16 protein-coding genes are annotated in these 12881 nt (G+C 48.9%); 11 read left to right on the top strand and 5 right to left on the bottom strand.

From position 1 onward, the window contains the following. Window positions 1–121 precede the first annotated feature (121 nt). Window positions 122–1204, bottom strand: coding sequence for an S-methyl-5-thioribose-1-phosphate isomerase (gene mtnA, locus AC3WRW_RS12570; protein WP_492546661.1), 1083 nt, complete (start codon window positions 1202–1204; stop codon window positions 122–124). After that, window positions 1201–2427: an S-methyl-5-thioribose kinase gene (gene mtnK, locus AC3WRW_RS12565; RefSeq protein WP_492546660.1), complete on the bottom strand. Its 1227-nt coding sequence runs from the start codon at window positions 2425–2427 to the stop codon at window positions 1201–1203. The genes mtnA and mtnK overlap by 4 nt, the downstream gene beginning before the upstream one ends. A gap of 201 nt (window positions 2428–2628) precedes the next feature. Between mtnK and AC3WRW_RS12560 the strand changes: the two genes are divergently transcribed. The 8 genes from AC3WRW_RS12560 to sufB all read left to right on the top strand — a co-directional run bounded on the left by AC3WRW_RS12560 (window position 2629) and on the right by sufB (window position 9485). Beyond that, complete coding sequence (locus AC3WRW_RS12560) at window positions 2629–3087, top strand: Dps family protein (protein ID WP_492546659.1); 459 nt, start codon at window positions 2629–2631, stop codon at window positions 3085–3087. Between the two features lie 85 nt (window positions 3088–3172). Then, window positions 3173–3343: a hypothetical protein gene (locus tag AC3WRW_RS12555; RefSeq protein WP_171684205.1), complete on the top strand. Its 171-nt coding sequence runs from the start codon at window positions 3173–3175 to the stop codon at window positions 3341–3343. Between the two features lie 120 nt (window positions 3344–3463). Continuing rightward, the gene (locus tag AC3WRW_RS12550) at window positions 3464–4036 is read left to right on the top strand and encodes a DUF1802 family protein (protein WP_492546658.1); all 573 of its coding nucleotides are present in this window, start codon (window positions 3464–3466) and stop codon (window positions 4034–4036) included. Between the two features lie 161 nt (window positions 4037–4197). Next, the gene (gene sufC / locus AC3WRW_RS12545) at window positions 4198–5028 is read left to right on the top strand and encodes a Fe-S cluster assembly ATPase SufC (RefSeq protein ID WP_492546657.1); all 831 of its coding nucleotides are present in this window, start codon (window positions 4198–4200) and stop codon (window positions 5026–5028) included. A 52-nt stretch (window positions 5029–5080) separates the two neighbouring features. Beyond that, entirely contained in the window at window positions 5081–6376 is a 1296-nt protein-coding gene (gene sufD / locus AC3WRW_RS12540) for a Fe-S cluster assembly protein SufD (RefSeq protein ID WP_492546656.1), read from the top strand. Beyond that, window positions 6373–7599, top strand: coding sequence for a cysteine desulfurase (locus tag AC3WRW_RS12535; protein ID WP_492546655.1), 1227 nt, complete (start codon window positions 6373–6375; stop codon window positions 7597–7599). Before sufD ends, AC3WRW_RS12535 begins: the two co-directional genes overlap by 4 nt. Further along, window positions 7586–8020 (top strand): Fe-S cluster assembly sulfur transfer protein SufU, encoded by a 435-nt coding sequence (gene sufU / locus AC3WRW_RS12530; protein ID WP_492546654.1) that lies wholly within the window; start codon window positions 7586–7588, stop codon window positions 8018–8020. The genes AC3WRW_RS12535 and sufU overlap by 14 nt, the downstream gene beginning before the upstream one ends. Window positions 8021–8087: 67 nt before the next feature. Continuing rightward, the gene (sufB, locus tag AC3WRW_RS12525; protein WP_492546653.1) at window positions 8088–9485 is read left to right on the top strand and encodes a Fe-S cluster assembly protein SufB; all 1398 of its coding nucleotides are present in this window, start codon (window positions 8088–8090) and stop codon (window positions 9483–9485) included. Between the two features lie 61 nt (window positions 9486–9546). Here sufB and AC3WRW_RS12520 read toward each other — a convergent pair whose 3' ends face one another. After that, window positions 9547–9975 carry a PH domain-containing protein gene (locus AC3WRW_RS12520; protein WP_492546652.1) on the bottom strand — a complete coding sequence of 143 codons (429 nt, stop codon included), beginning with the start codon at window positions 9973–9975 and terminating at the stop codon, window positions 9547–9549. Window positions 9976–10167: 192 nt separating this feature from the next. On the opposite strand from AC3WRW_RS12520, the gene AC3WRW_RS12515 reads away from it, so the two are divergent. From AC3WRW_RS12515 to AC3WRW_RS12505, 3 genes are all read left to right on the top strand, one after another. Then, the gene (locus tag AC3WRW_RS12515) at window positions 10168–10671 is read left to right on the top strand and encodes a hypothetical protein (protein ID WP_492546651.1); all 504 of its coding nucleotides are present in this window, start codon (window positions 10168–10170) and stop codon (window positions 10669–10671) included. Window positions 10672–10788: 117 nt separating this feature from the next. Then, window positions 10789–11898, top strand: coding sequence for a C40 family peptidase (locus AC3WRW_RS12510; RefSeq protein WP_492546650.1), 1110 nt, complete (start codon window positions 10789–10791; stop codon window positions 11896–11898). A 111-nt stretch (window positions 11899–12009) separates the two neighbouring features. Continuing rightward, entirely contained in the window at window positions 12010–12231 is a 222-nt protein-coding gene (locus tag AC3WRW_RS12505) for a hypothetical protein (protein WP_492546649.1), read from the top strand. 49 nt (window positions 12232–12280) lie between these two features. Here AC3WRW_RS12505 and AC3WRW_RS12500 read toward each other — a convergent pair whose 3' ends face one another. Together AC3WRW_RS12500 and AC3WRW_RS12495 are read right to left on the bottom strand one after the other, a co-directional pair. Beyond that, window positions 12281–12559, bottom strand: a complete 279-nt coding sequence (locus AC3WRW_RS12500; RefSeq protein ID WP_492546648.1) for a hypothetical protein — start codon at window positions 12557–12559, stop codon at window positions 12281–12283. 60 nt (window positions 12560–12619) lie between these two features. Then, window positions 12620–12838: a hypothetical protein gene (locus AC3WRW_RS12495; RefSeq protein WP_492546647.1), complete on the bottom strand. Its 219-nt coding sequence runs from the start codon at window positions 12836–12838 to the stop codon at window positions 12620–12622. Between the last annotated feature and the right edge of the window lie 43 nt (window positions 12839–12881).

Below are 12881 nucleotides of genomic sequence, written 5' to 3'. Positions count from 1 at the left end.
GTTCCCGCGCAGATTCTGCATCTCTGCGTTGGGACAGCCTTTTTTCATTAGATAAGAAAGTATAAGTTTTATACTTTTGCTTCGCATCTACCTTGACAAACGCGTTCGTCCTTGTTGCAATCTATTCGAAAAGCTTACGCAAGTTCTCTGCATAAGGAGCGCGAACGATGCCTTTTTCCGTAATAATCGCAGTCACATATTCGTTCGGCGTGACGTCGAAAGCAGGGTTGAACACTTTGACGCCTTGCGGAGCTGTGCGCTTGCCGAAGCCTTGCGTGATTTCATCCTCATGGCGCTCTTCGATCGGGATATCCCCGCCCGTAGGCGTGTTCAAATCGATCGTGGAAATCGGGCTCGCCACGTAGAATGGAATGCCGTGCGCCTTCGCCAAAACGGCCACGCTGTAGGTGCCGATTTTGTTAGCCACGTCGCCGTTTGCCGCGACGCGGTCGGTTCCGACGATGACCGCCTGGATCCAGCCCTTGGACATGACCGCACCGGCCATATTGTCGCAGATCAGCGTCACGTCGACGCCGGCTTGCTGCAGTTCAAAGGCCGTGAGCCGCGCGCCTTGCAGCACGGGCCGGGTCTCATCCGCGAACACTTTCAGGTTCACGCCTTTTTCTTTAGCCAAGTAGAACGGCGCTAGCGCCGTGCCGTACTTGGCTGTCGCCAAACCGCCGGCGTTGCAGTGCGTCAGCACGCCGAAGCCATCCTCGAACAGCGCCAGCGCGTGTTCGCCGATCAGGCGGTTGGTCTCCTCGTCCTCCGCTTGAATCTTCTGCGCTTCGTCGAGGAGCGCTGCCTTGAAGGCAGCCGGGCTAACGCCGGCCGCTGCCAAAGTGCTTGCCTGCGCTCTCATCCGGTCGAGCGCCCAGAACAAATTCACGGCTGTCGGACGCGACGTCGCCAGGTAGTCCGCTTGCTTCTGTACTTCCTCCAGAAGCCCGTCCACGGCAGCATCCGAGCTGCGGATGCCGAGGTAAACGCCATACGCGGCGGCGATTCCGATGGCCGGAGCGCCGCGAACCTTCAAATGACGAATCGCTTCCCACACCTCAATCGGCGTTTCCAGCGGCAAATAAACAATCTCTTCCGGCAGCAAGCGTTGATCTAACAGATCAAGCTGCTGTCCATTCCAACGCAAGGATTGCAAGGCACCTTGCTCCCCTAAATTCTGTACGTCTAAGTTCGTGTTAGTCATAGAACAAATCCTCTTTCTACTGCTGATTCTTTGGTGACGATGGCAATAAGCTCATCGATCGAAGCTACTTGGCGGTTTGCGCGGATAAACGCAGTGCCGATCGCTAATGCCAAGCGTTGAGCACGCTCTCTTGCGGCGCTGTCTTCAATTTTATCAATATCTGCGACATGAGCAAGTCCGACGATGCGGCGCACCATTTTGGCCCCGGTGAAGCCGGCCGTATCCTGAAGCAGATTTTTGAGGAAATAATCCTGATAGCCCGGCGTTTGGAACACACGATCCACACCATGCTCATTCCACAAAGCGCGGAAATTAGCTTCGAAATGCGTCCATACGTCCTTCACGGTTTGCAATAAATAGGCACGGTACGCTTGACGGCTTTCGTGATCAAGGCTCCAACCTTCTTGCCCGGCGAAGTTAAGGATAAGATTCGCCAGCACAGCGCCGATATCAAAGCCCATGGGTCCATAGTAGGCGAATTCCGGATCGATGACTTTGGTGGAATCCGGTTTGATGAAAATGCTTCCCGTATGCAAATCGCCATGAAGCAGCGCTTGCGCGTTCGTCAGAAATTTCTGGCGAAGGATCGCCACTTCAAATTTAAGCTCGCTGTCTGACCAAAGCTGTTCGGCCGCATCGCGGATCTGAGCTTCAATGTTGTTCGTCTCGGCATCGCGGTACGGATCGTCGAAAATCAAATCCTCTGTAATTTTGCACAGCTCGGGGTTGATGAAACGGCCTTGTTGAATTTTCTTTTCCTGCTGGTTTTTGCCTAAATCCGAAGTGAAGAACAGTGTATTCGCTAAGAACCGGCCGATATGTTCGGCAAACAGCGGGTATTGATTCCGTTCGATAAGCCCCTTGCGCATAATGACATGATCGCTTAAATCCTCCATAACCGTAAGGGCGAGATCTGCGTCATAAGCGTACACATGCGGCACCAGATCTGCAACTAACCCTTCCTCGATCAAAAGCGCTTCGCTCTCAATACGCGCCCGATCCAGCGTTAGCGGCCAGGATTCGCCGACAACTTTGGCATAAGGAAGAGCCTGTTTTAAAATAATGCTTTTTCCGGAAGCTTTTTCCGAAATGCGAAAAACGAGATTTAAGTTGCCGTCGCCGATTTCGTGGCTGGCCAGCTCCGCTCCCGGTTGAAACAAGTCCGGGATTTGGCGGGCGTATTCGATCGCTTGAGCTTCACTTAAAGGATGATAAGTAGACATGGCATTCCCTCCTATGAGTCATTGGAATTAATTCCAACTATTTTACTGTGTATTAATCATCTTTTCCTAGTATAAGACAAAAAGGTGCCGCTTGAAATACTCTCTTCGGAAATGTTGCACAAATTACATAAAATTAGCCTTTATAACGCAAATTAACGTGTACAAGCTGCACCGATAACCACACTATTAGGAGGCATATTCATGGCAACGACAACGATAACATCTGCGCAATCGATTCAAACCGTACTCAACAAGCAAATTGCAAACTGGGGCTTGCTGTTTATCAAGCTTCATAACTTCCATTGGTATGTAAAAGGCAGCCAGTTCTTCACTTTGCATGTAAAATTTGAAGAACTCTACAATGAAGCGGCGCTGCACATCGATGAGCTTGCTGAAAGGCTGCTTTCGATTGGCGGTAAGCCTGCGGCTACAATGAAAGCCTATATCGAGCTGTCCTCTTTGAAAGAAGCGTCGGGAACCGAAACGGCAACGAAAATGGTCGAAGCCGTCATCGAGGATTTTACGATCCTGACGCAGGAGTTAAAAGCCGGCATGCAAGCCTGTGAAGAAGTCCAAGACGAAACGACGTCGGATATGCTGCTCGCTATCCAAACATCGCTGGAGAAACACCGCTGGATGCTGCAATCGTTTCTCGGCTAGGTTTACAAAAACTTCAAGCTGAATAAACATAAGTTTAATCATACTAAGCTATACTGGTAGCAAAATCGCTTCGGAGGATCTGATGATGATGAAAATCCTGAATGTGCTGCTGGTAATGGCCGCGTGCTTCTTCTTGTTATTCATGGCTTTTGAGGCGGATGCTCCCCAAAAGAATGAAGATCCGAATCCGATGAAACAAAATCAAGAACAGTTTGCCCGTATACATCAATCGTATTACGCCGAAGATGTTAAATAAGTACGCTTAGGGATGGCCTGAGAGCCATCCCTTTCTTTTCGTGCTTTCATGAAATGTTGTTTTGCGCCTCGGAATTCCTTATAATAAATTGATTATTGGGTGAACGAGGAGTTGGCGGGTGTGGATAAACCAAAGGCCTTGAAAGAATGGGCATCGGCTGTTAAAGCACTGGAAGACGGAACGCAAATTTTTATTATGCGCAAAGGAGGTATTGTTGAAGAGACGAGGGATTTTCAAGTCGTTTCCAATGACTTTTTTCTTTATCCGACCTATGAACATCAGAGAAAGGAATTGCTGAAGGAAAATTTTCGCGAGGTGATTGATGAGACTCTGGCCGGTTGGAGCGCGCAGGATGAGCATGTCAAGATCAGTTCCTACGCCCGGATGGTTGAGGATATTGAAATCAGCGATGGCGAGCTGCTGAATAAGCTGTATCCTTTTCACATTTGGACGGAAAATTTCACGGAAGAAAGGCTGAAGTGGAAACGTAAAAATCCGCTGCATCTTATGCTTTTGAGAGTATATCAATTAGCAGAACCTTTACATATCCCCATTGAACAAGCTTATATCGGCTGCAAGTCATGGATCGAGCTGGGAGCTGAAACACCGCATGAATCAGCGTTGATTCCTGTGCTGAGCGATGAGGAATTCGCTGCGCAAATTGCTGAAATCAAACGCGCTTTGTCGCAATAAAAGGCAGGAGTTTCACAAAATGACCACCATTTTCATGCAATGGCCCTTTCTTGATTTGACATAGTAAGTTATAATAGAATTATTCTAATGAGAATCAATGATAATCACCTTATGATTGTCGTTTTTCCAGTACATTTAAACATTATGGAGGCTTAATGAAAATGGCAAACTCACCAACTTTTACAATAGACGGTCTTAGAGCGAACGTCGAAGGAAAGGAAATTTTGAAAGGTCTTAGTCTTGAGATTAAAGGCGGAGAAATTCACGCGATCATGGGACCGAACGGTACTGGTAAAAGTACATTGGCATCCGCGCTGATGGGTCACCCGAAATATGAAGTGACGAAAGGCTCCGTAACTTTGGATGGCGAAGATGTTCTTGAAATGGCTGTTGACGAAAGAGCACGCGCTGGCTTGTTCTTGGCTATGCAGTACCCAAGCGAAATCACAGGCGTAACGAACGCCGACTTCTTGCGCAGCGCAATCAACGTACGCCGTGGCGAAGGCAACGAGATCTCCTTGATCAAGTTCATCCGCCAAATGGAAGCGAAAATGAAACAGCTTGAAATGAACCCGGAATTTATGCACCGTTACTTGAACGAAGGCTTCTCCGGCGGCGAGAAGAAACGGAACGAAATTCTGCAAATGCTTTTGCTTGAGCCTAAATTCGTTATTCTTGACGAAATCGACTCCGGTTTGGATATCGATGCTTTGCGTATCGTTGCGGAAGGCGTTAACGCTATGCGCAGCGAAGAGCGCGGCTTCTTGATCATTACGCACTACCAACGCCTGCTTAACTACGTTAAACCTGATTTTGTACATGTTATGATGCAAGGTCGCATCGTGAAATCCGGCGGTCCGGAGCTGGCTGAGCGTCTGGAAGCGGAAGGTTACGACTGGATCAAAGAAGAACTCGGCATTGTGGATGAAACCGTTGGTCAGGACGAGGAAGAATTCAAAGTCCCAATGAACACGACTGCGCCGAAGTACTAAGAGAGGAGAGACTTTGATCTCCGATCAAAGATCCTTATAAATGGAGGAAAACATGAGCACTCAAACACAACTTTCCATAGATTCCAATGCTGTCATCGAGCTCTCCCGCAGCAAGCAAGAGCCGGAATGGATGACTGCCCTTCGTACGGAGGGGCTGGCGTTGGCGAATTCTTTGGAGTTACCTACGCTTGAAAAAACAAGAATCGATCGTTGGAGCATTTCCTCCTACGGTTCCTATAAAACGCAAGCCCCTTTGGCTTCCCTAGAAACTTTACCGGAAGTTGCCAAAGGCCTGACGAATTCGGATAACCTGATCGTACAACGCAACTCCGGTGTCGTTTACAGCCAGGTTTCGGAAGAACTCAAGAAGCAAGGCGTTATTTTCACCGATTTGGAAACGGCGATTCGCGATCACGCAGATCTGGTGAAGCCTTACTTCATGAAAGCAGTCGAAGCGAATGAAAATCAAGTGACAGCTTTGCACGCTGCGCTTTGGAACGGCGGTATTTTCATCTACGTACCGAAAGACGTTCGCGTGGAAGTTCCGCTTCAAGCGCTGTTTGTTACGGATGATGCCGAAGCGACATTTGCTCCGCACGTGCTGATCGTCGCTGAGCCATTCAGCTCCGTTTCCTACGTGGATAACTTCGTATCCTCCCTTTCAGGAGCAGAGCAAGTACAGAACGGCATCGTTGAAGTATTCGCGAAGCCGGGCTCACGCGTGAATTACGCTTCCGTTCACAACTTCGAAGAGTCCGTGACGGACTTGACTTACCGCCGTGCGATTCTTGACAATGATGCAAGCATTGCTTGGGTTGTAGGCGAAATGAACTATGGCAATACGATGTCGGACACGACGTCTATTCTTAAAGGCAATGGCTCCGACTCCGATGCCAAAGTGATCTGTGTCGGTACGCAAGAGCAGAAGCTGAACTTAACGACACGCGCCGTTCACTGGGGCAAAGCTTCGACGAGCGACATGATTACGCGTGCTGTCATGAGAGACGGCGCTACGGCGATCATCAACGGCATCACGAAGATTGAGAAAGGCGCGACAGGCTGCAACGGGCAGCAAACGGAGAAAGTGTTGATGCTCAGCCCGAAAGCACGCGGAGACGCGAACCCGATTCTTCTGATTGACGAAGATGATGTAAAAGCAGGCCATGCGGCGAGCGTTGGTCAAGTGAATGCCGAGCAAGTTCACTATTTGATGTCTCGCGGTATTACGAAGGAAGAGGCTCAGCGCTTAATTATTTACGGATTCTTGGCGCCTGTCGTTTCCGAAATTCCGATTAAGAGCGTTGAAGAACAGCTGCAAAGCTTAGTGGAGAGGAAGCTGGGACAATGAATACAGCCGAGATACGTGAACTTTTTCCCATTCTAAAACAAGAAGTGAACGGTCATCCTTTGGTGTATTTGGACAGCGCTGCAACCTCCCAGAAGCCCATTCAGGTGATTGAGGCACTGAAGCATTACTATGAATGGGACAATGCGAACGTACATCGCGGTGTTCATACCCTGGGTTCCCGGGCAACAGATGCGTACGAAGGAGCTAGAGCGAAAGTTGCTAAGTTCATTGGCGCATCCAGCGAGCAAGAAATTATTTTCACCAGAGGCACGACAACAGCCATCAATATTGTGGCGAGCAGCTATGCCAAAGCGGTGCTGCGCGAGGGCGACGAAATCGTCCTCACGCCCATGGAGCACCACAGCAATTTGATTCCATGGCAGCAAGCCGCTAAGGCAACAGGCGCCACTTTAAAATATATCCCGTTGCAACCCGATGGATCGATTTCGCTGGCAGATGTAGAAAATACGATTACAGACCGTACCAAAATCGTTTCTGTCGTCTATGTTTCCAACGTTCTGGGCGTCATCAACCCGGTCAAAGAGATCGCTCAAATCGCGCATAAGCATGGTGCGAAGATGATGGTCGACGGCGCACAAAGCACGCCGCACATGAAGGTGGATGTGCAGGATTTGGATTGCGACTTTTATGCGCTTTCCGGTCACAAAATGTGTGGACCGACCGGAATTGGGGCATTGTATGGCAAGAAGGCCTTGCTGGAAAGCATGGAGCCGGCTGAATTCGGCGGCGAGATGATCGATCATGTGGATCTATATGAGTCGACATGGAAGGAACTGCCTTGGAAATTTGAAGGCGGGACTCCGATCATCGGTGGAGCTGTTGCGCTAGGCGCGGCGATTGATTTTCTGCAAGAAGTCGGTATGGACAATATTTTCAAACACGATATTCAGCTCACGAATTATGCCATGGAACGCATGACGCAGATCGAGGATCTGACAGTTTACGGCCCATCGAGCAATCGTGCGGGACTCGTAACGTTCAATCTGGGCGATGTGCATCCGCATGACGTGGCAACCGTACTGGATGCAGAGGGCATAGCTATTCGTGCAGGCCACCACTGCGCTCAGCCTCTGATGAGATGGCTTGAGGTCAGCAGCACGGCGCGTGCAAGCTTTTATCTATATAATACGGAAGAAGATATTGACCGTCTTGTGATGGCCTTACAAAAAACAAAGGAGTACTTTGGCCATGCAATTGGATGATTTATACCGCAGAGTCATTATGGATCACTACAAAACGCCTCGCAACCGGGGAAAATTTGAGTCAGGCGAAGCGGTGACCATCGATCTTAACAACCCTACTTGCGGCGACAAAATTTCACTGCAAATGCAAGTGGAAAACGGAATCGTGAAGCAGGCCAAGTTCACTGGGGAAGGCTGCTCGATCTCGCTATCCTCCGCTTCGATGATGACGGATGCCGTGAAAGGCAAGACGATCGAAGAGGCGCTGAAAATGGCTGAAGATTTCTCTGGCTTGATGAAGGGCGAACCTGTAGAATTTGAATATGAAGATATAGAAGCTTTATCCGGGGTGAATAAGTTTCCGGCGCGGATCAAATGTGCGACCCTGGCGTGGAACGCGCTCCGCAAAGGTATTGAACATACCCAAAAGACCGATCATTGACGCATACGCGCTTGCATAGAACACGGCAATAAGATGGTCATACCATTACGTTAAGGAGGAATTAACCATGGCAAAACAAATGCCAGATCTCGAAGATTATAAATATGGTTTCCGAGATGAGCATAAAGCGATTTTCCAATCGGGAAAAGGCTTAACTCGTGAAATCGTTGAAGAAATCTCCAGAATGAAGGGCGAACCGGATTGGATGTTGGAGTTTCGTCTGAAATCCTTGGAGCAGTTCTTCAAAATGCCGATGCCTCGTTGGGGCGGCAACATGGATGATCTTGATTTTAACGACATCCAGTACTACGTGAAACCGTCCGAGAAACAAGGTAAAACGTGGGAAGAAGTGCCGACTGAAATTAAAGAAACGTTTGACAAACTGGGTATCCCTGAAGCGGAGCAAAAATTCCTCGCAGGTGTATCCGCACAGTACGAGTCCGAAGTTGTTTACCACAGCATGCAAAAAGAGCTCGAAGATCAAGGCGTTATCTTCACAGATACGGATACGGCTCTTCGTGAACACCCTGAGCTATTCAAAAAATATTTCGGCACCATTATTCCGCCAAGCGATAACAAATTCGCTGCGCTGAACAGTGCCGTATGGTCCGGCGGTTCCTTCATCTACGTGCCAAAAGGCGTTAAATGTGAAGTGCCATTGCAGGCTTACTTCCGTATCAACTCCGAGAACATGGGTCAATTCGAGCGTACGCTGATCATCACGGACGAAGAAAGCTTCGTGCACTACGTAGAGGGCTGTACAGCTCCTATCTACAGCACGAACTCCCTTCACAGTGCGGTTGTTGAGATTGTATGTCTCAAAAACTCCCGCGCTCGTTACACAACGATCCAAAACTGGGCGCCGAACATCTACAACCTCGTTACGAAACGTGCGGTTGCAGAAGAAGGAGCTACGATGGAGTGGGTCGATGGCAACATCGGTTCGAAGCTGACAATGAAGTATCCAGCGGTTGTGCTGAAAGGCCGCGGCGCTAAAGGGATGGTTCTTTCCATCGCTGTAGCCGGCAAAGGACAGCACCAGGATGCAGGAGCGAAAATGACGCACCTGGCTCCGGATACGACATCAACGATTGTGTCCAAATCGATCTCCAAACACGGAGGTAAAGTAACCTACCGCGGTCTGGCTTCCTTCGGACGCAACTCCCAAGGTTCCAAAGCAAACATTAAATGCGATACGTTGATTCTTGATAACGAGTCAACATCCGATACAATTCCTTACAATGAAATCATGAACGATAACATTACCCTTGAGCATGAGGCAACGGTATCCAAAGTGTCTGAGGATCAATTGTTCTACCTCATGAGCCGCGGTTTAACTGAGGCTGAAGCGACACAAATGATCGTAATGGGCTTCATTGAGCCATTTACCAAAGAGCTTCCAATGGAATATGCCGTGGAAATGAACCGTCTCATCAAGTTCGAGATGGAAGGCTCCATCGGTTAATCGATGTAAACCCCAAAAAGCGTGCCCGAATTTCTCGGGCACGCTTTTTTTAATACGAAGACTAAGAATTAATCCGTTTGCGATTTTGCGTTGCCAGCGTGAGGATCGCAACATAGAAGGGCTGAAGGTTGAACTTTTTGCCAAACTCAAATTTATAAGCTGCGGTGGATACGTTGTTTGCTTTGAAATACGGGGATGTAATATAGTGAATGGTCAGTTCGCTATCGTCAAACCCAGTACCCGCGGTTTCCATTGTCACTTCATAGATGGAATCCAGATCAATAGAGGCAATTCTCGTTTTTTTGCCTGTAACTCCCTGATGATCGATCAGAATAATTCTTTCGTCGGTTACGATGAACGTATCCCGAATCAACTTGAAGCCGGTTGTCACCTTTTCATTAGGCATCAGATAGATGCTATACTGCCGTGAGAGCTCATCGACGGAAACCTCTGAGAAATTGCCTAGAAGACCATTTAAAAAACCTGCCATGTGACCACTCCTTTTTAAACATTGTACTTCTTAACAGTATTCGATGAATCCAATAAGATTCCCTTCAACCGCATCTCAGTCTCTGGACGGACATGGTAAGCCGCCTAAAGGCGGTTCTGAACGCAAATCGAACGTGATAGGATAAGAGTAAAGACAGCCTGGATGTGAGGCTGCGAAGCGAGGGATAGCCTTATGAGCAGCAATAACTGGTTTAATGGCATGTGGGAAAGCAGGGGATGGAACCATCGGGAAATCGATTATCAATGGCCGTCTCCTTCCCTGCCCATCATTAACATTCGAACGGGCGGCGCGCGAAAAGGCCGGCACCGGGTAGCGATCGGCCTTATCGCTGTAGGCGATATCGCAGTTGGTCTGGTATCGGTTGGGGCCGTAAGCGTTGGTGTATTTTCGATAGGCGCAGTCGCGATATCGTGGCTTGCATCGTTTGGCGCAGTTGCCCTTGCAAGTTACCTAGCAGGAGGGGCTGTCGCCATCTCGGGCTGGCTATCCGTCGGCGCCGTGGCGATAAGCGAGTTGGCTCTAGGCGCTGTTGCGATTGGCAGGACTGCGCTCGGTGCGGTAGGAATCGGGGAATATGCTTACGGTATTGTTGTGATCGGCCAGCATGGATGGGGGCTCGTGCCGATAACGGCCGATTTTGCCAATTGGATCAAGAGGATATTCAAATCATCTTAATGGCTTGCTTTCCAGCATGCTCCAAGGAGCTCTTGCCTTGGTGAATGCATATTTATTTCCCACAAATCTCACTCTATAGAGGATCATAAAGCGTCCCTAAAGGAGAGAAGTGAAGGTATGTGGAACAAGCTGAAAATAGCGGGAATTGGGAGTATGGTTGTCGTTCTGGCGACAACGACAGCTTGCGGGAAAGAGTATACGGCCCCCAAAAATCAGTTACCGTCAACGCCGAACGGAGTGACACAATCGGGTACAAGCAATTCGCTTCCACACAGCTTGTCGCAGGGGAATGGTATTACGAAGCTAGGTACAGATGATGCCGTGCTGCCTATAAAAGTAATCAACAATGTAAATTATGTTGCTGCCAGTGAGCTTATCCAAACATTAAAGTTCCAGTCTGATTGGGATGTTAATGCTCAGAAGCTGCTGATTGGCGATAATGATGCCAATTTTGAAGTATCGGTCAATGACAAGAAGGCGATGAAGGATGGGGCAGAAATGCATGTCAACCAGCCTTTTGTTAAAGAAGGCGACGCCGTTTATTTGCCGGTCTCCGCCATCGCCGATCTATTTCAGGAAGAAATGTCCTATGATATAAGCGGCAACCAACTGAACATTCATCCTTCGCCCGTTGCGCCAATCGAGAATATGGACGCCTCCGATCCCAGTGCGGACTCTCCGGAGTTTGCGTTTGCCGACGACCCGAGCGATCCTTTCAAAGGCCAAGCGGCGGCTGAAACACACCCGGCCACTAAGAATATTCATGCCCATCATGAGCAGCCTGTATGGTCGCCTTTCGGCGAGGACGCTATTCCCGTCCTGAAAAACATTGATATTAATGCCCTGATTAGCAAAGGCGAACAGTATAAAGGGGTTAAGTATAAATTCGGAGCGGGTCCCTATCCGCAAACCGGGCGATTTGATTGCTCGACGTTTACCCAGTATGTATTTGGCAAATTTAACGTGAAACTTCCTAGACTTGCTCGCCAACAAGCAACGGTAGGCACTTTGGTCAGTCGTAAATCTTTGCGCAAAGGCGATTTGCTGTTCTTCTATGTCCCAGGCCGCTTCAAAACCAATAAAACGGTCGGACATGTAGGCATCTATATAGGCAACATGCAGATGCTCCATGCCTCGCCAGAGCCAAAGAACGGCGTTCAGATCAGCAATATTGATAAAGCGTATTGGAAAAAAACGTTCCTTCGGGCAAAACGTGTTGTATATTAAGTCATTCAAGTCTATCCTTAGGGGTAGGCTTTTTTTTACATCTTTGAAACAAATACAAGGTTCGTGCGTTTTATCTAGTATGAAGTCATCGATGAGGGAGGAAGAAAACGAATGACGATTGTGCTTTTCGAGAAATTGGCGGATGGACAGCTTTTGAAAATAAGTGAACGTCCATGGGATGAAAAACTGATGCAAGCGCTGGATGCAGCGAATTATGTGCTTGTTGGCGGTAAGGAATACGAAATGATCGAAGGAAGACTGAATTTGGATTCGGATGTGTTTGAGCTTCTACTTGTTGCAGTCCCTTCAGAAGGAGGAGGGAACAAGCAGTGAAAAGACGGCTAAAGGTATTCTCAGCTTCGTTAAGCCTCGTACTTGCCAGTCAATTGCTGCTAGTGCCGGCGTATGCCGCGGAGTCGCCTAGTCCAAACCCAGCATCTTCGAAGCTGGTCGAATGGTCGACCGACGAAGTGAAGGCATACTTCGATCCTTCGGTTGACTGGAATTTACCGCTCCCGCCGGCCTCAGGCGCGGCATCGCCATCGCCTTCTCCGACGCCAGGCAGCGCCTCGACAGGCGGAGGCACAACGCCCGTTATCGTGAACAACATCGGCGGAGGGAGCGGGTTCGGATGGGATGATCTGCTATTGTACCATCTCATTTTTAATAGACCTAGCCCGTATTCCTCCAGCAGTTGGGGAAGCAGTCACCGCTCTTATTACTACCGTTCAAATACACCGTATGTTACCAAGACATACCAGCCCAGCTCGTTCACTAACCGTTCCACCACGAAAGAGCCAACAACGTCAAGCGGATCGGGGACCTTTACCACGAATAAGTCTTCCTCTTCAAGCGCGAAGTCGGGAACAACAAGCTCATCAGGAACGAGCAGCGGTACAACATCAAGCTCGAAATCAACTTCTACCTCCACCGGCAGCATAGGCGGCAAATCGAGCGGTTTCAGCTCCTCATCCAGCTCAGGA

The organism is Paenibacillus sp. FW126-R14 (assembly GCF_058789495.1).
Note: the sequence above shows the minus strand (reverse complement) of the source record. Positions and strands in the feature narration are given on the sequence as shown.